Source organism: Streptomyces griseus, assembly GCF_900460065.1.
Classification (GTDB): domain Bacteria; phylum Actinomycetota; class Actinomycetes; order Streptomycetales; family Streptomycetaceae; genus Streptomyces; species Streptomyces griseus.
On the sequence record NZ_UAVD01000007.1, the window covers coordinates 75,031 to 94,079 of the forward strand.

Here is a 19,049-nt window from a genome sequence, read left to right on the forward strand (position 1 = left end):
ACGTACCGGGTGACGGATGCCACGGCGCGGCTGCGCGCAACAGGGGTGGAGCGATGAGCGATCTGACCACGACGACGGCCACAGGAGCGGCGGCGGGCGCCGGGAGCGCCGACGCCGCCGGGATCGACAGCCGTCTGGAGGGGCACCGGGTCGAGCTGACGGGCTACTGCTACCGGATGCTCGGCTCCGCCTTCGAGGCCGAGGACGCGGTGCAGGACACCCTGGTCCGGGCCTGGCGCAACTTCGACAAGTTCGAGGGCCGCTCCTCGCTGCGCTCCTGGCTCTACCGGATCGCCACCAACGTCTGCCTGGACATGCTGAACGCGGGCAACAAGCGGGCCCGCCCGGTCGATCTGACGGGCCCCACACCGCTCGCCCAGGCCGCGCTGAGCCCCCGACCGGAGAACGTCTGGCTGGAGCCGATGCCCGACGGCCGGGTCCTGCCCTCGGTCCAGGACCCGGCGGAGGCGGCCGTGGCCCGCGAGTCGGTGCGCCTGGCGTTCGTCGCCGCCCTCCAGCACCTGCCGCCCAAGCAGCGCGCCGTGCTGATCCTGCGCGAGGTCCTCGCCTGGAAGGCCGCCGAGGTCGCCGAGCTGCTGGGGACCTCCGTCGCCTCGGTCAACAGCGCCCTGCAGCGCGCCCGCGCCACGCTCACCGAGACGGAGGGCCGGGCGGGCGATGTGTCCGACCCCCTCGACGAGCAGCAGCTCAAGCTCCTGGAGCGCTATGTGAAGGCGTTCGAGGGGTACGACATGGCCGCCCTGACCGCGCTGCTCCACGAGGACGCGGTCATGACGATGCCGCCGTTCGACCTGTGGCTCCGGGGCGCCGGGGACATCACGGGCTTCATGACCTCCATCGGCGCGGCGTGCGCGGGCTCCAAGCTGGTGCCCGTCCTGGCCAACGGCTCCCCCGGCTTCGCGCACTACAAGCCCGCCGAGGACGGGGACGGCTTCGTGCCGTGGGCGGTCCAGGTCATCGACGTCCAGGACGGGGCGATCACCGGGATGCACTGTTTCCTGGACGTCCCGCGCTGGTTCCCGCTGTTCGAGCTGCCGGACCGGCTCCCGGCCGACGCGTAGGAGTCTCACCGGCCGGCGCTCCGGGGCACACCGGAGTGCCGGCCCCGGAGTCAGCGCGGGTCGGGCACCCGTCTCTCCGGCTCCTCCGGCCCCTCTTCCAGGGCCACCACGTCGGCCAGCCCCACCAGGTCCAGCAGCGACCGGAGTTCGGGGGGCACCCGACGCAGCCGCAGCGTGCGTCCGGACCGGCGGGCGACGAGCGCGAGGCGGGCCACCGCCTCGACCAGGGTCAGATCGGGCCGGGTCACTCCGCCCACATCGCAGTCCACCGCCGCGCCGGGGGCGGGGGCGGCCCCGCCGGGGTCGGCGAGGGCACGCTCCAGCTCGACGCAGAGGTCGGCCACGACGGCCCGGCTGACCCGGCCGGTCACCGTCAGGGCGATCGGATTCTCGGTATTCACACCAGGGAGACCGGACCGGCGGGCGAAAGTCATCGGCCCCCGCCGCGCGGCCCCGCGGCGGAAGGGCCGTTTTGCGACAACCATGAGCTCATTCCGCGCCTCGCGTGAACCAACTCTCCCGGCATCACCTCTAGTTCGGTGAACCGACGGGCCGCAGCCGTCGTTCCTGCGCCTCTGCGGACCGGCGGGACCTGAAGCCATCGAGTTTCTCCAGGGGGAGAGTTGCGCAGACACGTGAGAACCGCGTGCATACCGGCGGTCGCCACCGCCGTGGCCGTGGCCCTGGCGGCGGGCATGACCTCGTCCGCCGTCGCCCGGCCGGGCCCGGGGGCGTCGTCGGACACCCGGGCCCAGGACCGTTCCCAGGACAGGGAGCTGCGTCGGCTGACCCTCGTCACGGGTGACCGGGTGACCGTCGACGCCCAGGGCAAGCCGGTCGCCTTCCGGCCCGCGAAGGGCCGGGAGAACATCCCGGTGCAGCGGATGAGCGACCAGGGGCACACGCTCGTCGTCCCGGCCGACGCCCATCGGCTGATCACCTCCGGCAAGCTCGACCGGCGGCTGTTCGACGTCACCGAGCTGAGCCGCCCGGAGAACCTCCGGGCCCAGCGGGACGGCCTGAAACTGATCGTCGGCTACCGGGGGAAGCAGACCGCCACCGCGAAGGCTCAGGTCCGCGGTGCGGGCGGCACCGAGGTCGGCCGGAGTCTCACCTCGCTGAACGCCGAGTCGGTGACCACGCCGACCGCCGACGCGCCGGCCATCTGGAAGGCGCTCACCGACCGGCGCGCGGGCGGTGAGCGGCTCACCACGGCGGCCGGCATCGACCGGGTCTGGCTGGACGGGGTACGGAGGGCGAGCCTCGACAGGAGCGTCCCGCAGATCGGCGCCCCGGCGGCGTGGCAGGCCGGGTTCACCGGCAAGGGCGTCAAGATCGCGGTCCTGGACACCGGGACGGACGCCACCCACCCCGACCTCAAGGGCCGGATCCTCGCGGAGAAGAACTTCAGCGCCTCCCCGGACACCAAGGACCGGGTGGGCCACGGCACGCACGTCGCCTCGATCGCGGCGGGCACCGGGGCCAGGTCGGGCGGGAAGTTCAAGGGCGTGGCGCCGGACGCCGAACTGCTCGCGGGCAAGGTGCTCGACGACGACGGCTACGGCGAGGACTCCGGCATCCTGGCCGGAATGGAGTGGGCGGTCGCCCAGGGCGCCGACATCGTCAACCTGAGCCTCGGCGGCACGGACACCCCCGAGGTGGACCCGCTGGAGGCCGCGGTCGACAAGCTGTCGGCCGAGAAGGGCGTCCTGTTCGCCATCGCCGCGGGCAACGAGGGCGACGGCGCGGGCACGGTGGGCTCGCCGGGCAGCGCGGACGCCGCGCTGACCGTGGGCGCGGTCGACGACCAGGACAAGCTGGCGGACTTCTCCAGCCGTGGACCGCGGGTCGGCGACGGGGCGGTCAAGCCGGATGTGACGGCCCCCGGCGTGGACACCACGGCGGCCATCCCGTCCGGCTCGCAGATCGCGAAGGAGGTGGGCGAGAACCCGGCCGGCTACGCGACGATCTCGGGTACGTCGATGGCCACCCCGCACGTCGCGGGCGCGGCGGCCCTGCTCAAGCAGCAGCACCCCGACTGGAAGTACCGCGAGCTGAAGGGCGCGCTGACCGCTTCGACGAAGCCCGGGGCGTACAACCCGTTCCAGCAGGGCTCCGGCCGGATCGCGGTGGACCGCGCGATCGCCCAGAGCGTCGTCGCGGAGCCGGTCTCGGTGAGCTTCGGGGTGCAGCAGTGGCCGCACACCGATGACGTCCCGGTCGGCGAGAAGGTGACGTACCGCAACCTCGGCACGACCGATGTCACCCTCGATCTGAAGGTGACGGGCACCGGCCCGACGGGCAAGCCCGCCCCGGCCGGCTTCTTCACGCTCGGCGCGGACCGGGTGACCGTCCCGGCGGGCGGCACGGCGGACGTGACGCTCACCGCCGACACCCGGCTCGGCGGCACCGCCGACGGGACGTACTCCGCGTACCTGGTGGCCACCGGCGGCGGGCAGACCGTGCGCACGGCCGCTGCGGTCGAGCGCGAGGTGGAGAGCTACGAGGTCACGGTCAAGCACCTCGGGCGGGACGGCCGTCCGGCCGCCTACGCGGACAGCACGCTCTACCGCTTCGGCGTGGAGTCCGGCGACCCGTTCCTGAGCCCGCGGGTCGTCGACGGCACCGCGAAGATCCGGGTGCCCAAGGGCACGTACGTGGTCAACTCCACGGTCTACAACGACCCGGACGACGTCACCAAGGGCGCCGACTGGATCGCGCAGCCCAAGCTCGCGATCACGAAGAACACCTCGCTGACGTTCGACGCCCGCAAGGCGAAGCCCGTGAACGTCACGGTGCCGGACGCGAAGGCGAAGGCCCGGCTGTTCTCCCCGGACTACGTGGTGGAGGAGGCGAACGACGCGGTCTCCTTCGGTTGGCTGATGGAGTCGCCGGCCGGTATCCGCACGCTGCACGCCGGCCCGAAGATCACCGACGGCTCGGTCGCCCAGCACTGGGTGGGCACCTGGAGCAAGGGCGCGTCGACCGAGTACGACATCGCGGTCGGCGGCCCGGTCAAGCAGCTCGCGACCGGCTTCCAGCGGAAGTTCACCACGGCGCAGCTGGCCAGGGTGAAGGTCGCCATGGGCTCGGCGGCGCCGAGGAAGACCGGGTCGATCACCGCCTTCCCCTTCCTGCCCACGCAGGGCGGCGGCTGGGCGACCTCGATCGACCAGAAGCTGCCCGGCACCCGCACGCTGTACGTCTCCACCGCGGACAAGGTGGCGTGGAGCTTCGACTTCGACCAGCAGGGCCCGCTCGACGCGGAGGGCTGGCCGACGTACGAGGCCAACTACCAGATCGGCGAGGAGGCCGCGTACAAGGCGGGCAAGTCGTATGCGAAGACCGTGAACACCGGGGTGTTCGGCCCACTGGTCGACAACGAGAACTACGGCGTCGCCCGTGAGGGCAACGACATCACCGGCGCCCTTCCGCTGCTGGCCGACGGCCGGGGCAACGCGGGCGGGATGCTGTTCACCTCCGCCGAGACCGTCCTGTACCGCAACGGCAAGAAGCTCGGCCGGAACGGCGACCCGGTGACCGGCGGCGAGTCCTTCCGGGTCCCGGCGGGCGCGGCCGACTACCGGCTGACCACCACGGTCCGGCACAGCGCGAAGGTCAACCCGCTCTCCACCCGGGTGGACGCGGCCTGGACGTTCCGCTCGAAGAAGACCGCGTTCACGATGCTGCCCGTCTCCACGGTCCGGTTCACCCCGGCCGTGGGCGCCGACGGCCGGGTCAAGGCGGGCAAGACCGTCTCGGTGCCGGTGAAGGTGCACGGCGCGGCGGCGGGCAAGAACCTGAAGTCGCTGAAGACGTACGTCAGTTACAACGGCGGCAAGACCTGGAAGAAGGTCACCGTCAAGAAGGGGAAGATCACCGTCAAGAACCCGGCCAAGGGCAAGGCGATCTCCTTCTCCGCCAAGGTCACCGACAAGAAGGGCAACACCTCGTCGGTGAAGATCTACAGCGCGTACTTCGGCAAGTGAGCCGGCACGCAGGGTAGTTCACACCCGCACGACGGCGGCCCGCAGCACGGAGGCATTCCGTGCGGCGGGCCGCTCGGCGGAGGGCCGACGGTGAGTGCGCTCATGGCGGTCTCCCCTATCGGTGCGTCACCGCGTCCAGCATGCCGAACGGGACCGGTGGCAGTCCACCGGTCCCGTTCACCCGTACGAGGAAACCGCAGGTCAGGCGATACGTTCCCGCACCACCGGCAGCGGCGCGAACGACGTGCCGGCCGGGGCGATGTCGTACGCCTCCGGCAGGGCCTTGAGGGCGTAGTCGAACTTCTCCGGGGTGTCCGTGTGCAGCGTCATCAGGGGCTGGCCCTCGGTGACCGTGTCGCCGGGCTTGGCGTGGAGTTCGACGCCCGCGCCCGCCTGCACCGGGTCCTCCTTGCGGGCGCGGCCCGCGCCGAGGCGCCAGGCGGCGACGCCGACGTCGTAGGCGTCCAGCCGGGTCAGGACGCCGGAGGCGGGGGCGGTGACCACGTGCTGCTCGCGCGCGGTGGGGAGCGTGGCGTCCGGGTCGCCGCCCTGGGCGGAGATCATCCGGCGCCAGACGTCCATCGCGGAGCCGTCGGCCAGGGCCTTCTCCGGGTCGGCGTCCTTGAGGCCCGCCGCGTCCAGCATCTCGCGGGCCAGGGCGAGGGTCAGGTCGACGACGTCCTGGGGGCCTCCGCCGGCGAGGACCTCGACGGACTCGCGGACCTCCAGGGCGTTGCCCGCGGTGAGGCCGAGCGGGGTCGACATGTCGGTGAGCAGGGCGACCGTGCGCACCCCGCTGTCGGTGCCGAGCGCGACCATGGTGGAGGCCAGTTCGCGGGCGTCCTCGATGGTCTTCATGAAGGCGCCGGAGCCGACCTTGACGTCCAGGACCAGCGCCCCGGTGCCCTCGGCGATCTTCTTGGACATGATCGAGCTGGCGATCAGCGGGATCGCCTCGACGGTGCCGGTGACATCGCGCAGCGCGTACAGCTTCTTGTCGGCGGGGGCGAGTCCGTCGCCCGCCGCGCAGATGACCGCGCCGGTGGAGTCCAGGACGTTCAGCATCTCCTCGTTGGAGATATGGGCCCGCCAGCCGGGGATGGACTCCAGCTTGTCCAGGGTGCCGCCGGTGTGGCCGAGGCCGCGTCCGCTGAGCTGCGGCACGGCCGCGCCGCAGGCGGCGACCAGCGGGGCGAGCGGCAGGGTGATCTTGTCGCCGACGCCGCCGGTGGAGTGCTTGTCGGTGGTGGGCCGGGAGAGCGCTCGGAAGTTCATCCGCTCGCCCGAGGCGATCATCGCGGCGGTCCAGCGGGCGATCTCGGTGCGGTTCATGCCGTTGAGCAGGATCGCCATGGCGAGGGCGGACATCTGCTCGTCGGCGACCTCGCCGCGGGTGTAGGCGTCGATGACCCAGTCGATCTGCTCGGGGGTCAGTTCGCCTCGGTCCCGCTTGGTGCGGATGACGGAGATGGCGTCCATGGGAATCCTTCCGGCCGGTACGTACGCAAGAGTCCTCGGTGACTCTACGCGCATAGAGAGGGGAAAGAGCGGTGGCCCTTCCGGGAGGAAGGGCCACCGCCGGGAGATACGGGGTTCAGCCGAGGTGCTGCGGGCCGAACGACTGCGGCAGCATCGCGTCCAGCGTGCGCCGCCCGTCGGGCGTCTCCAGGAGGAGTTCCGGGCCGCCGAACTCGTACAGCAGCTGCCGGCACCTGCCGCACGGCACGAGGATCGCCCCGGTGCCGTCCACACAGGTGAAGTGGGTCAGCCGACCGCCGCCGGTGGCCTGGAGCGTGGAGACCAGACCGCACTCGGCGCAGAGCGAGAGCCCGTAGCTGGCGTTCTCCACGTTGCAGCCCGTGATCGTGCGGCCGTCGTCCACCCGGGCGGCGACCCCGACCGGGAAGCCCGAGTAGGGGGCGTACGCCCGGGACATGGCGTCCCGGGCCGCGGCCCGCAGGGCCTCCCAGTCGGCCTCGCCGAACGGCTCGGCGGACGGGCCTCCGGCGGCGGGCGGCGTCACTTGCCCTCGCCCTTGCGGTACGGCACGCCGTCCGCCTTGGGCATCCGCAGCCGTTGCGCGGAGAGCGAGAGGACCAGCAGCGTCGTGACGTACGGGGCGGCGTCGACGAACTGGCTCGGCACCTGGTCGGTCAGGAGGTACCAGGTGAACAGCAGCGCCGAGACGACCGCCGAGATCGCCGCGGCGACGTACTTCTTCCGGTACAGCTGCCAGAACACCGCGATGACCAGCAGGATCGCCAGCAGGAGCAGCATCGCGTGGACGTTCTCCGCGCCGCCGCGCAGCTTGAGGCTGTCGGTGAAGCCGAAGAGTCCGGCGCCCAGCGCCATGCCGCCCGGCATCCAGTTGCCGAAGATCATGGCGGCGAGACCGATGTAGCCGCGACCGCCGGTCTGGCCCTCCTGGTAGATGCCGGTGGCGACGATCGCGAGGAACGCTCCGCCGAGGCCCGCCAGACCGCCGGAGACGGTGACGGCGATGTACTTGTACTTGTACACGTTGACGCCGAGGGTCTCGGCGGCCACCGGGGACTCGCCGCAGGAGCGCAGCCGCAGCCCGAACGGGGTGCGCCACAGGATCCACCAGGTGGCGGGGATCAGCAGCAGGGCGACGACGGTCAGCAGGGAGAGTCCGGTGACCAGGCCGCCGAGGATGCCCGCGATGTCGGAGATCAGGAACCAGTGCTGTTGTTGCAGGTCCTGCAACCAGTCCGAGAGGCCCGGAATGGTGATCTTGTCGATCGGATCGATGCGCGGGGACTGCTTGGAGGAGCCGCCCTGGATGCCGTCGAAGGCGAAGTTGGAGAGGTAGCGGGTGACGCCGACGGCGAGGATGTTGATGGCCACACCGGAGACGATGTGGTTCACGCCGAAGGTGACGGTGATGACCGCGTGCAGCAGGCCGCCGAGGCAGCCGCCGAGGACGCCGAAGAGGACGCCCACCCAGGGACCCCACTGGAATCCGGCCCAGGCGCCGAACCAGGTGCCCAGGACCATCATGCCTTCGAGGCCGATGTTGACGACGCCCGCGCGCTCGGCCCACAGGCCGCCGAGTCCGGCGAGGCCGATCGGGACGGCCAGTTCCAGGGCGCCGGCGACCTGGCCGACCGAGGTGACGTCGTTGGCGCCGCTGATGAGGCGCACGAGGGAGACCAGGGCGAGCGCACCCGCGATGATCAGGAGGACGACGGGCAGGGAGAGCTTGCGGCGGCCGCCCTTGAGGGGGGTGGGCCGTGCGGCGATGGACGTGCTCGTGCTCACAGGGCCGCCTCCTTCTCGGTCTTGATGGCATGGCCGGCGGCGAGCTCCTCGCCGACCTTCTGCTGCTGGCGGCGGATGCCGTACCGGCGGACCAGCTCGTAGGAGACGACGACCGAGATCACGATCAGGCCCTGCATGATCGTGGCGATCTCCTTCTCGAACCCGTACTGGTCGAGCGAGGCCGACGACTTGTCCAGGAAGGCGATCAGCAGGGCGCTGAAGGCGATGCCGAGCGGGTTGTTGCGGCCCAGCAGCGCGATGGTGATGCCGGTGAAGCCGATACCGGTGGGGAAGTCGAGGCTGTAGGTGTGGGTGTCGCCGAGCAGGGTCGGCATGCCGGCCAGGCCCGCGACCGCACCGGAGATCAGCATCGAGGTGAGGATCATCTTCTTGGCGTCCACGCCGGACGCCTGGGCGGCGCTCTCGCTGGCGCCGGTGGCGCGCAGGTCGAAGCCGAACCGGGTGCGGTTCAGCACGAACCAGTACAGGAGGCCGCAGCCGGCGGCGACGAACGTGAAGCCGTAGATCTCCCCGGCCTGGTCGCCCATCGGCAGCCCCGGGAACCAGCCGGACTCGGGGATCTCGCCGGTGGTCAGGTTGTTGGAGCCGGCCGGCTGCTCGCCGAAGTTCTTCGGCAGGATCATCCAGGCGACCAGCGCGGTGGCGATCGAGTTGAGCATGATCGTGGAGACGACCTCGCTCACCCCGCGGGTGGTCTTGAGGAAGCCCGCGATGCCCGACCAGAACGCGCCGACCAGCATCGCGACGATCACGATCAGCGCGATGTGCAGGGGGCCCGGCAGGTTGACGCTCGCGCCGACCAGCGCGGCCATCATGGCGGCGAGGCGGTACTGCCCGTCGACGCCGATGTTGAACAGGTTCATCCGGAAGCCGACGGCCACGGCGAGTGCGGCGAGGTAGTACGTACCGGCCTGGTTGACGATCAGGACCTGTACGTCGACGTAGCTGGCCGACTCGAACATGATCCGGTACGGCTCGAAGGGGTTCCGGCCGGAGGCGAGCAGCACCACGGTCGTCAGCGCGAGGGCGACGACCAGGGCGAGCACCGGGCCGGCGAAGGCCAGGATCAGCCGGTCCTTGTCGAATTTCTTCATCGGGCCTCGTCCTCCGGGCTTTCGAGGTGACCGGTGGCGGCGCCGGTCATGGCCGAGCCCAGTTCCTCCGGGGTGATGGTGGCCGGGTCGGCGTCGGCGACCAGCCGGCCGCGGTACATGACGCGCAGGGTGTCGGAGAGCCCGATCAGCTCGTCCAGGTCGGCCGAGATCAGCAGGACGGCGAGGCCCTCGCGGCGGGCCTCGCGGATCTGGTCCCAGATCTGCGCCTGGGCGCCGACGTCCACACCGCGGGTGGGGTGGGCGGCGATCAGGAGCTTGGGTGCGTGGCTCATCTCGCGGCCGACGATCAGCTTCTGCTGGTTGCCGCCGGAGAGGGAGGCCGCGGTGACCTCGATGCCGGGGGTGCGCACGTCGTACTCGCGCACGATCCGCTCGGTGTCGGCGCGGGCCGCCTTGTTGTCCAGCAGCCAGCCGCGGCTGTTGGGCTTCTCGGTGACGTGGCCGAGGATGCGGTTCTCCCACAGCGGGGCGTCCAGCAGGACGCCGTGGCGGTGGCGGTCCTCGGGGATGTAGCCGATGCCCGACTCGCGCCGCTTGCGGGTGGGGACGTGGCTGATGTCGTCCTGGTCGAGGGTGATCACCCCGCCGTCCGGGTCGCGCATGCCGATCAGGGCCTCGATCAGCTCGGTCTGCCCGTTGCCCTCCACCCCGGCGATGCCGAGGACCTCGCCCTGGTGGATGGTGAGGTCGATGCCGGCGAGCACGTCGCGGACGGTGCCGTCGGGGTCGGTGACCGTGAGCGCGAGGTCCTGGACGCGCAGCATGGGCACGTCGGTGACGGTGGACTCGCGGGTCTCCGGCGAGGGCAGCTCGCTGCCGACCATCAGCTCGGCGAGCTGCTTGGTCGTGGTGGACGCCGGGTCGGCGGTGCCCACGGTCGTGCCGCGGCGGATCACCGTGATGTCGTCGGCGACGGAGAGCACCTCGCCCAGCTTGTGCGAGATGAAGATGACGGTCAGGCCCTCGGCCTTGAGCTCGCGCAGGTTGGCGAAGAGCGCGTCGACCTCCTGCGGCACGAGGACCGCGGTCGGCTCGTCCAGGATCAGGATGCGGGCGCCCCGGTAGAGGACCTTGAGGATCTCCACGCGCTGCCGGTCGGCGACCCCGAGGTCCTCCACGAGCGCGTCGGGCCGGATGCCCAGGCCGTACGCGTCGGAGATCTCCTTGATCTTCTTCCGGGCGCCGGAGCCGATGCCGTACAGCTTCTCGCCGCCCAGGACGACGTTCTCCAGGACGGTGAAGTTGTCGGCGAGCATGAAGTGCTGGTGCACCATGCCGATGCCCCGCTCGATGGCGTCACCCGGGTTGGAGAACGAGACCTGCTCGCCGTTGATCGCGATGGTGCCCTCGTCCGGCTTCTGCATGCCGTAGAGGATCTTCATCAGGGTGGACTTGCCGGCGCCGTTCTCGCCGACGAGGGCATGGACCGTGCCCTTGCCGATCGTGATGTCGATGTCGTGGTTGGCGACGACGCCGGGGAAGCGCTTGGTGATGCCGTGCAGTTCTACGGCAGGGGGGCTGCTGGACGCGTTGATGACGCACTCTCCTTGGCCGGACAGGAGCGGGGGCGGAGGGGCTGGGGGTGTCGGAGACCCCCCGGGGGGCGGGGTGAAGTTATCGCGCCGGAGGGCTGTCTACACGCGTAGCGCTGCCGAATCGTGAAACACAGGTGCACGTCACGGTCGGGACACGGGTCCGGGCCGGGTGGGAGAGCACTGCGAGAGGCGGATCTTCTTCGGGTGGGGCGGCGGGACCCCGGGGCGCCGCGGGAGGTTCGCGTTCCGCGGCGGGGAGCCCGCCCGTACGGCGGGAACGGTCCCGCGGCCCTGTCCGCCCACCGGCCGCGGATGCGGCGCGGGGACGGACAGGGCCTGGGGAAACCAGCTGTACGGCAGGGGCTCCGGGCTGCTCGTTACGGAGCGGTCTTGACGGTGATCTTGCCGTCGATGATCTCCTGCTTGGCCTTGTCGACGGCCGCGATGACGTCGGTCATCTTGGCGAACGCCGGGTTGGACATCGACAGGCCGACGCCGTCCTTGTCCAGGCCGTAGCGGATCTCGCCGGTGGTCGGCTTGCCGTCCTGGACCGACTTGATCAGGTTGAACACCGAGTCCTCGACGTCCTTGGTGACCGAGGTCAGGATGGACTCCTTGTAGGCCGCGAGGCCCTTCTGCTGGTACTGGTCGGAGTCGACGCCGATGTTCCACTTGCCGGCCTTGGAGGCGGCCTCGATGGCACCGGAACCGGCCAGACCGGCGGCCGAGTAGATCACGTCGGCCTTCTTGTCGAGCTGGCCCTGGGCCGCGGCCTTGCCGAGGTCGGGCTTGGAGAAGCCGTCGAAGTTCGGCGGCTGCGTCAGGTACTGCGGGAGGACCTTGACCGAGGGGTCGGTGTCCTTGGCGCCCTGGATGTAGCCCGCCTCGAACTTCTTGATCAGCGGGGTCTCGACACCGCCGATGAAGCCGATCGTCTTCGTCTTGGTGACCTTGGCGGCGGCGACGCCGGCGAGGTAGGAGCCCTGCTCCTCGTTGAAGACGATGTTGGCGATGTTGTCGCCGGTCACCGAGGCGTCGTCGATGATGCCGAAGGTGGTCTTCGGGAACTTCGGCGCGACCTTCTTGATGGCGGGCGCGTAGGCGAAGCCGACGCCGATCACCGGGTTGTTGCCGGCGCGGGCCAGCTCGGTGAGGCGCTGGACCTTGTCCGCGTCGCCCTCACCGTCGGAGGGCTCGGCCTCGCTGCCCTTGACGTCGAGTTCCTTCTCCGCCTTGGCGAGTCCGGCGTAGGCGGCGTCGTTGAACGACTGGTCGCCGCGGCCGCCGATGTCGTAGGCGATGGCGGCCTTGTCGCCGCCCGAGTCGGAACCGGCGTCCGACGACGATTTTCCGCCACAGGCGGTGACACTGAGAGCAAGCGCCGCGGACGCGATGCCCACGGTGGTGATCCTGGTGATCCGGCGCAAGGGAAGGCTCCTTCAAACCTGACCGAAGCGCCTCTTCCGGCGCTGGTTTCGCGGCGATCGTAACGCGCGTAGATGTCAGATAAGAGCACGTACGGAAGCCGTTATCGGATCGTCGTGAACAGAGGGCCCCCCGCGGGTCCACGAACGGCCCACGAAGACTGTGTCAACGCTCCGCTAACGGTTCCCGTCGAACAGCGCCGCGGCGGTGAACAGCTCGACCCCGACGGTGATGGCTTCCTCGTCCACGTCGAAGTTGCCGCGGTGCAGGTCGAGGCCGCGCGTGTCGCCGGGGGTCCGGACGCCGAGGCGGGCCATCGCGCCGGGCACCCGCTCCAGGTACCAGGAGAAGTCCTCGCCGCCCAGGCTCTGCTCGGTGTCCTCGATCGCGTACGATCCGCGGCGCTCGGTCATCGCGGCGTCCAGCAGCCCGATGGACTCGGCGTCGTTCACCACGGGCGGCACCCCGCGCACGTAGTTGATGACGGTCTTGGCCCGGTGCATTCCGGCCACCTCGTCGATGGCGTCGTGCACCAGGTCGGGAGCCGTGCGCCAGGCGTCCAGGTCCAGGCAGCGGACCGTGCCGGAGAGCTCGGCGTGCTGCGGGATGACATTGGGGGCGTGCCCGGTCTCCAGCCGCCCCCACGTCACCGCGAGCCCGGAGCGGGCGTCGACCCGGCGGGCGAGCAGCGCGGGCACGTCGACGGCGATCCGGGCGGCGGCGGTGACCAGGTCGGTGGTCAGGTGCGGCCGGGCGGTGTGCCCGCCGGGCCCGTCGAGCGTGACCTCCAGCCGGTCGCAGGCCGAGGTGATGGCCCCGACCCGCAGCCCGATCCGCCCGACGTCGACCTTCGGGTCGCAGTGCACGCCGATGATCCGCCCGACGCCTTCCAGCACCCCGGACTCGATGGCGTCGAGCGCGCCGCCGGGCAGGACCTCCTCGGCGGGCTGGAAGATCAGCCGCACGGCGTTGGGCAGCAGCCCCTCCCGGTCGAGGTCCGCGAGCACCAGCCCCGCCCCGAGCACGGTGGTGGTGTGCACGTCGTGGCCGCAGGCGTGCGCCCGGTCGGGCACGGTGGACCGGTAGGGCACGCCCGCCTTGGTGTCCGGGATCGGCAGCGCGTCGATGTCCGCCCGCAACGCCAGCATGGGCGTCACCCCGTCCCACTCCCCCACGTCGCACATGAGCCCGGTCCCGACGGCGAGCACCTTCGGTTCGAGCCCGGCCTTCTCCAGCCGGTCCTTGATGGCCGCGGTGGTGCGGAACTCCTGGTTGCCCAGCTCGGGGTGCATGTGCAGATCCCGGCGGAAGGCGATCAGCTCGGCACGCAGTTCGTCGGAGAGTCTGCCGGGCAGCGCACCTCCCCCGGGCTGGCCGGCCGGGTGGTGGGGGCGGGAGGCGCGGGACTTCAACTGGTTCACCTTATGAAGCGTAGGCCCCTTCCCCCCTCAACTGGCCACAGATCAACAAAACTTCAGCCGCTCAGGCGTACAAATTTCCCGTGCGCGCGTGTGACGCAGGGTGGTTGCGGGTATACCCGTTCGCTTTTCGGCCGGGCGGGAACGGAGGCGCCTGCACCGTCGCGCGCGGGGTGCGGCCCCCTCGGCGGCCCCGGTGACCGGCGCGTACGGCGGGCGGGCCGGCCGGCCGCCGACGCGCGCCCCGCGGCCCGGTCGGGTTGGCCTGGACTATTGCGGACGGTTGGGGGATGTCGGATGATTCTCGGCCGTGACGATCTTCCTCGCCGCCGTGCTCGGCGCGCTCCTCCTCGTGCTCCACAGAGTCCTCGTCTCCCCCCGGCGCCTCGCCCGTTGGGTCGACGAGAGCTTCGTGGCCGCCGACTACGGTCTCGTACCCCGCGAGGAGCTCGACGCACAGCGCTCCGGCCCGCCCCCTGCGCCGTATCGGATCAAGGAGATGCAGGCGGTGGCCGACGCCGCCTGGGAGGGGCACTGGCAGGTGGCCGAGGCGTACGTCGAGGCGGCCGGCCGGGACTGGGACGAGCGGTGGTCGCGGACCGAGTTCCTCCAGCAGGTGGCCTCGGAGGACGACGCCTGGCTCGACGCGTGGCGCGCGGCCAGGCCCTCGAACGGTGACGCGGCGACCGTCCACGCCGGGCTGATGGTGCACCGGGCCTGGGAGATCCGTGGCACCGCGTACGCCGACGCGGTCCCGCGGGAACGGATGAACACCTTCCGTGCCCTCCTGCCTGCCGCGATCGAACAGGCGCGTCAGGCCGCCGGGCTCGACCCCGAGAACCCGGGCCCCTGGGTCGTCATGGTCACCGCCGCCCGCGGAGCGGGGTACCGGCGCGAACAGTTCCAGCCGCTCTGGGACGGCCTGGTCGCCCGGGCTCCGCACCACTACGCGGGTCACTGGCAGGGCCTCCAGTACTGGTGCGCCAAGTGGCTCGGCAGCGACAGGCTGATGAGGGCGTTCGCCGAGGCGGCCGTGCGGCAGGCTCCGCCCGGCAGCCCGCTCGCCGGTCTGCACCTCCACGCGCTGGAAGAACTGGCCGAGCGGACGGGGTCTTCCGCGCTGCCCGCCGGCCGCAGGGCGAAGGGGCTCCTCACCGAGGTCGCGGCTTCCCTCGCCGAGGTCGCCCCCGACAACGAGCACCTGCCCGCGCTGCGTCACCTGCTGGCGCACCACATGGTCCGGACGAAGATGTACGCCGCCGCGCTGGAGCAGTTCCGGCTGATAGGCCCGTGGTGCGGGGCCCGCCCCTGGCGCGAGGGCGACGACCCGGTGAGGGCCTTCGAGCTCGCCCGGGGCACCGCGGCGAAGCTGTCCGGGACGGGCCCGGCCCCCCGGGGCCAGGGCTCCGTCATCTGATGCGGACGGCCGGCACCCCGTCCCCGGGAGAGAGGCGGCACCCGTGAGCGGTCCCGACGACAGCCCGTCCGTCCTCTACGCGTCCGAGCGCACGTTCCGTGTCTGGCGGTACGGGGTCGGGCACTCGCACCTGCTGCTCCGCTCCCTGCCGGACGGCGAGGACACCACGCAGCTCGACCTGCGCTTCGAGATGGTCCGCGCCATGCGGCTCGTCACCCGCTACGAGGCGCTCCGCGTCGTCTCCGTCGACGCGGGCGAGTTCTCGCGCGTCTTCGCGGAGTCGGGTGTTCCGCCCGTCCGGCGGCACACGCAGCTCGTCGTCGGGCTGCGCTCCCGCACCGGCACGGGGTACGTGCAGTGCGGGCGCGTGGTCCTGGACCGCCGGGAGGGGCGGACGTGCGACGGAGAGGATCCGCCCGGTCCCCGGGACGTGGTCTGGAGTCTGCGGCCCGGTGGTCCCGTGCCTCCGTCCTCGCCCTGACCCACCGCGGCGGGGGCCCTACGCGTGGGCCGTCGAGGTCAGCCGCTGCACCCCCCGCGCCGTCTCCGTGACCCCGCTCAGGAAGCCCTGCGCGCGCGGCGAGGCCGTGGCGCGGAGCCACTCCGGGGCGATGTCGCAGACCGCGACGTTCACGCCCGTGCCGGCCAGGGCCAGCGGGAGGGTGTGGACGACCGTGGAGGGGAAGCTGACGATCGTGCGGCCGATGGGGCCGCGGCGGGCGATGAGCTCCAGGGGGAGGTCCGGGCGGACGATCTCCAGGCCGGTGGCGGCTTCCAGGGCGTGGAGCTTCTCGGCGGACTCGCGGCGGTGGGCGAAGTAGCGGGTGGCTCCGTGGGCGCGGGCCAGGGCCGTGACGGCCTCCTGGTACGGGACGGGGTCGACGACGCCCGTCTCGACCAGGGAGGTGCCGACCAGGTCCGCGCCCCTGCCGATGCTGGGCGGGCCGAAGCGGGCCCGGGTCCAGGCGAAGGTGTTCGGGGTGACCGCGATGCCGGGCGGAGCCTCGACCGGCATGGCGGTGAACACCTGGACCGTGTGGTGCTCCGTCGGGGTGAAGCGGCGGCGGGCCGTCGCCGTCACCGGGGCCAGGACCAGTTCACGCGGTCCCGTGCGGCCCCGGCGGTGCCAGCGCGCCAGCCGTTCGCCCCGGGCCAGCTGGGCGACGAACTCCATGGTGGCCGTGCCGTCGTCGACCACCGTGAGGTGATCGGCGCGGACCAGGGTCAGCAGGAGCTGCACATAGCGGGAGAACGGGTCGCCGATCACGATGTGGTCCGCGCGCCGGACCAGGCCGGCCAGGGCGCGCAGGGCCTTCAGGGGGGCGCCGGACTCGCCGCGCGCCTCCTGCCAGCGGACCGTGATGCCCTCGTCGCGGGCCAGCTCCGCCATCCGGCGCAGCTGACCGCGCGACATCGGGTCGACCGGGGGGAGGACGACGACCGTGGTGCCGGCCGGATCGTCTCCCCCCTGGGTGTGAACCCACTCCAGGACGTTCAGGAGCTGGACCGGGCTCTCGACGAAGGCGAGGTTCACCGGTCGGCGCTCAGACCGCGACCGGCTCGGGGGCCGGCGCGTTCTCGGTCTCGGCGACGACGCCCGCGACGCGGCGGAGCTTCTTCATCGGGCCGAGCTCGGACTCGTACACCTTCTTGACGCCGTCGCCGAGCGACTGCTCGATGGTGCGGATGTCGCGGACCAGGCGGGTCAGGCCCTGCGGCTCGACGGAGGCGGCCTGGTCGGAGCCCCACATGGCGCGGTCCAGGGTGATGTGGCGCTCGACGAACGTGGCGCCGAGCGCGACGGCGGCCAGCGTGGTCTGGAGGCCCGTCTCGTGGCCGGAGTAGCCGATCGGGACGTTCGGGTACTCCTGCTGGAGGGTGTTGATGACCCGCAGGTTCAGCTCCTCGGCCTTCGCCGGGTACGTGGACGTGGCGTGGCAGAGCAGGATGTTGTCCGAACCGAGGACCTCGACCGCGTGGCGGATCTGCTTCGGGGTCGACATGCCCGTGGAGAGGATGACCGTGCGGCCGGTGGCGCGCAGGGCGCGCAGCAGCTCGTCGTCGGTGAGGGACGCGGACGCCACCTTGTGGGCGGGGACGTCGAACTTCTCCAGGAAGGCGACGGCCTCGGTGTCCCACGGGGAGGCGAACCAGTCGATGCCGCGCTCGGCGCAGTGCTCGGCGATGGCGGTGTACTCGGCCTCGCCGAACTCGACGCGGTGGCGGTAGTCGATGTACGTCATCCGGCCCCAGGGGGTGTCGCGCTCGATGTCCCACTGGTCGCGCGGGGTGCAGATCTCCGGGGTGCGCTTCTGGAACTTGACGGCGTCGCAGCCGGCTTCGGCGGCGGCGTCGATCAGCGCGATGGCGTTGTCGAGGTCGCCGTTGTGGTTGATGCCGATCTCGCCGGTGATGTAGACGGGGTTGCCGGGGCCGGCGGTGCGGGTGCCGAAGGTGCGCAGGCGGGAGGTGCTCATGGTGGTGCTTCCTTACGTGGTGGGGACTGTGGGGTCAGGGGTGTTGGTGGTGGTGAGGGTGGGGCCCAGCAGCCAGGCCGCGATCTCGCGGATGGCGCCGTAGCCGCCGGGGGTGGTCGTGACGGCGCGCGCGGCGGCGCGTACCGAGTCGTGGGCGCTCGCGACGGCGACGGGCCAGCCGGCCAGCGAGAAGCAGGGCAGGTCGTTGACGTCGTTGCCGACGTAGAGGACCCGGTCGGGGGCGATGGAGTGCTCGTCGCACCAGCGCTTCAGCGCCTCGTCCTTGCGGTCGATGCCGTGCAGGACGGGGATCCGGAGCTTGCGGGCGCGGGCGGCGACGACCGGGTTCTGCTCGGTGGAGAGGATCAGGAGGGGGACCCCGGCCTTGCGCAGCGCGGCGATGCCGAGCCCGTCGCCCCGGTGCACGGCGACGGTCTCGCGGCCGTCGGAGTCGATCATGACCCGGTCGTCGGTCTGGGTGCCGTCGAAGTCGAGGACGACCGCGTCCACGTCCCCGAGGGAGGGCAGCGGGGAGGGGTCGAGGAGCGGGGCGAGCGCGCGGGCGCGGGCCAGGTCGTGCGGGTCGTCGATCTCCAGCACCCGGGCCGGGTCGGTGGGGACCAGGGCGGTGTGGCCGAAGAAGCGGTGGCGGTGGGTGCGGAAGCCCGCGGCGTCCATCGCGTAGGCGGCGCCGGTCTCCAGGTGGTCCTGGGGGCGGTCCTGGCGGCGGGGGCGTACGGACTTGTCGTGGTTGACGCCGTACGTGCCCTCCTCGACCGCGTGCCCGTCGCGCCAGACGAATCCGTGGAACGGGGCGACCGTGACGGCCGTGTCCGCCCCTTCGCGGGCCACCGCCCTGGCGACCCCGTCGATGTCGTCGCGGGAGACGAACGGGCTGGTGCACTGGACGAGGAGGACCACGTCGACGGTGCGGGCGCGCTCGGCCTCGTAGACGTCCATCGCGTGCAGCACGGCCGCTTCGCTGGTGGCCGTGTCGCCCGCGATGGCGGCGGGGCGCTCGACGCAGTGCAGCCGGTGGGCGGCGCGGAGGTCGGCGGCGGCGGTGCGGGCGGCCTCGGCGATCGCCCCGTCGTCGGTGGTGACGACGACGTCGGTGACCTCGGGGGCGGCGAGCGCGGCGCGGACGGCACGGGCGACCAGGGGGATGCCGCCGACCTCGGCGAGGTTCTTGGCGGGGACGCCCTTGGATCCGCCGCGGGCGGGGATCACGGCGAGGACGGTCGGGGTCGGGGGCGGCTGCATCGCTGCTCCTGGTGTCATGGCGGTG

At 71.8% G+C, this 19,049-nt stretch carries 15 protein-coding genes; 4 read left to right on the forward strand and 11 right to left on the reverse strand.

From position 1 onward, the window contains the following. The first annotated feature begins 53 nt into the window (after nucleotides 1-53). Nucleotides 54-1,082 (forward strand): sigma-70 family RNA polymerase sigma factor, encoded by a 1,029-nt coding sequence (locus DTB53_RS04145; RefSeq protein ID WP_012379349.1) that lies wholly within the window; start codon nucleotides 54-56, stop codon nucleotides 1,080-1,082. Nucleotides 1,083-1,132: 50 nt separating this feature from the next. Here the strand turns inward: DTB53_RS04145 and DTB53_RS04150 are convergent, their stop codons facing one another. Next, complete coding sequence (locus DTB53_RS04150) at nucleotides 1,133-1,516, reverse strand: STAS domain-containing protein (RefSeq protein WP_012379350.1); 384 nt, start codon at nucleotides 1,514-1,516, stop codon at nucleotides 1,133-1,135. 201 nt (nucleotides 1,517-1,717) lie between these two features. On the opposite strand from DTB53_RS04150, the gene DTB53_RS04155 reads away from it, so the two are divergent. Next, a complete protein-coding gene (locus tag DTB53_RS04155; RefSeq protein WP_012379351.1) occupies nucleotides 1,718-5,071 on the forward strand; it encodes a S8 family peptidase in 3,354 nt (1,117 codons plus the stop codon). A gap of 201 nt (nucleotides 5,072-5,272) precedes the next feature. Here DTB53_RS04155 and DTB53_RS04160 read toward each other — a convergent pair whose 3' ends face one another. From DTB53_RS04160 to DTB53_RS04190, 7 genes are all read right to left on the reverse strand, one after another. Next, nucleotides 5,273-6,550, reverse strand: a complete 1,278-nt coding sequence (locus tag DTB53_RS04160) for a thymidine phosphorylase (protein ID WP_012379352.1) — start codon at nucleotides 6,548-6,550, stop codon at nucleotides 5,273-5,275. A 115-nt stretch (nucleotides 6,551-6,665) separates the two neighbouring features. Next, nucleotides 6,666-7,094: a cytidine deaminase gene (locus DTB53_RS04165; protein WP_003966781.1), complete on the reverse strand. Its 429-nt coding sequence runs from the start codon at nucleotides 7,092-7,094 to the stop codon at nucleotides 6,666-6,668. Continuing rightward, on the reverse strand, nucleotides 7,091-8,353 hold the full coding sequence (locus tag DTB53_RS04170; protein ID WP_012379353.1) for an ABC transporter permease: 1,263 nt from the start codon (nucleotides 8,351-8,353) through the stop codon (nucleotides 7,091-7,093). Before DTB53_RS04170 ends, DTB53_RS04165 begins: the two co-directional genes overlap by 4 nt. Continuing rightward, nucleotides 8,350-9,468 carry an ABC transporter permease gene (locus DTB53_RS04175; protein ID WP_003966783.1) on the reverse strand — a complete coding sequence of 373 codons (1,119 nt, stop codon included), beginning with the start codon at nucleotides 9,466-9,468 and terminating at the stop codon, nucleotides 8,350-8,352. The genes DTB53_RS04170 and DTB53_RS04175 overlap by 4 nt, the downstream gene beginning before the upstream one ends. Beyond that, the gene (locus DTB53_RS04180; RefSeq protein ID WP_003966784.1) at nucleotides 9,465-11,048 is read right to left on the reverse strand and encodes an ABC transporter ATP-binding protein; all 1,584 of its coding nucleotides are present in this window, start codon (nucleotides 11,046-11,048) and stop codon (nucleotides 9,465-9,467) included. Before DTB53_RS04180 ends, DTB53_RS04175 begins: the two co-directional genes overlap by 4 nt. 353 nt (nucleotides 11,049-11,401) lie before the next feature. Next, complete coding sequence (locus DTB53_RS04185) at nucleotides 11,402-12,451, reverse strand: BMP family lipoprotein (protein WP_012379355.1); 1,050 nt, start codon at nucleotides 12,449-12,451, stop codon at nucleotides 11,402-11,404. A gap of 174 nt (nucleotides 12,452-12,625) precedes the next feature. Next, entirely contained in the window at nucleotides 12,626-13,861 is a 1,236-nt protein-coding gene (locus DTB53_RS04190) for an amidohydrolase (RefSeq protein ID WP_003966786.1), read from the reverse strand. Between the two features lie 316 nt (nucleotides 13,862-14,177). Here DTB53_RS04190 and DTB53_RS04195 point away from each other — a divergent pair, with 316 nt between their 5' ends. Beyond that, nucleotides 14,178-15,284: a hypothetical protein gene (locus tag DTB53_RS04195; protein WP_012379357.1), complete on the forward strand. Its 1,107-nt coding sequence runs from the start codon at nucleotides 14,178-14,180 to the stop codon at nucleotides 15,282-15,284. Between the two features lie 43 nt (nucleotides 15,285-15,327). Next, nucleotides 15,328-15,765 carry a hypothetical protein gene (locus DTB53_RS04200; protein WP_012379358.1) on the forward strand — a complete coding sequence of 146 codons (438 nt, stop codon included), beginning with the start codon at nucleotides 15,328-15,330 and terminating at the stop codon, nucleotides 15,763-15,765. Between the two features lie 18 nt (nucleotides 15,766-15,783). Here DTB53_RS04200 and DTB53_RS04205 read toward each other — a convergent pair whose 3' ends face one another. From DTB53_RS04205 to DTB53_RS04215, 3 genes are read right to left on the reverse strand one after another with little or no spacing between them, the layout of a single operon-like run. Beyond that, nucleotides 15,784-16,818, reverse strand: coding sequence for a hypothetical protein (locus DTB53_RS04205; protein ID WP_003966789.1), 1,035 nt, complete (start codon nucleotides 16,816-16,818; stop codon nucleotides 15,784-15,786). Nucleotides 16,819-16,828: 10 nt separating this feature from the next. After that, nucleotides 16,829-17,761 (reverse strand): N-acetylneuraminate synthase family protein, encoded by a 933-nt coding sequence (locus DTB53_RS04210; RefSeq protein ID WP_003966790.1) that lies wholly within the window; start codon nucleotides 17,759-17,761, stop codon nucleotides 16,829-16,831. 12 nt (nucleotides 17,762-17,773) lie between these two features. Further along, a complete protein-coding gene (locus DTB53_RS04215) occupies nucleotides 17,774-19,024 on the reverse strand; it encodes an N-acylneuraminate cytidylyltransferase (protein ID WP_042496309.1) in 1,251 nt (416 codons plus the stop codon). Nucleotides 19,025-19,049 lie beyond the last annotated feature (25 nt).